Genomic DNA, 763 nt, shown 5'->3' on the forward strand with positions numbered 1-763 from the left:
CGTCAGCACGAAGAACGCGCTCGGTCAGGTGCAGCGCTTCGAATACGACGAGCAAGGGCGTGTAAGCGCCGTCACCGACGCCCTCTCGCAGACCACGCGTACCGAGTACAACGACGCGGGCTTGCCGGTGAAGGTGACGAGTCCGACCGGCGACGTGAGCACGACCGATTACGACGCGCTCGGCCGACCGGTTGCCGTCACCGACGCGGCGGGCCGAACGACCCAATATTCGTGGAACGCACGCGGACGGCTGATTTCGCTGACCGATCCGAAGGGCGGCGCCCGCCAGTTCGACTATGACAACGGCGGCCGTCTCATGAGGGCGACCGACTGCTCGGGCAACGCGACGCTGTATTCCTACGACGAGCGCGGGTATCTGTCGCGCGTGACCGATGCAGAAGGCAACGAAACGGTCTACCGGCGCGATGCGCGCGGCCAGATTCAGCGCATCAGGCGCGCCGACGGCACGGAAGAAAAGTTCACATGGGACGGCAACGGCAACCTGTTGACGTACCGTGACGGCGCGGGCACGGAGACGCTGTACGGGTACGGTCAGCTCAATGAGTTGCACTCGCGCCGCACGATTGTTGTTCCCGGAACCTTGGGCCAATGGATCGGCTACCGCTACGACAAACAGGGCCGGCTCGCCTCGCTGCGCAACGAGAACAACGAGTCGACGACCTTCCGTTATGACGCGCTCGGGCAGTTGATCGAACAGACCGGCTTCGATGGGCGCAGCATCAGCTACGAATGGGACGACGCC

The 763-nt window shown here is 64.4% G+C and carries 1 pseudogene; it reads left to right on the plus strand.

Features of this window, described 5'->3' with window-relative positions:
* Nucleotides 1-763 (plus strand): annotated as a pseudogene (locus QCE49_RS33585) (RHS repeat protein); the annotation flags it as partial.

The sequence above is a fragment of the Caballeronia sp. LZ008 genome (assembly GCF_031451435.1).
Taxonomy (GTDB): domain Bacteria; phylum Pseudomonadota; class Gammaproteobacteria; order Burkholderiales; family Burkholderiaceae; genus Caballeronia; species Caballeronia zhejiangensis.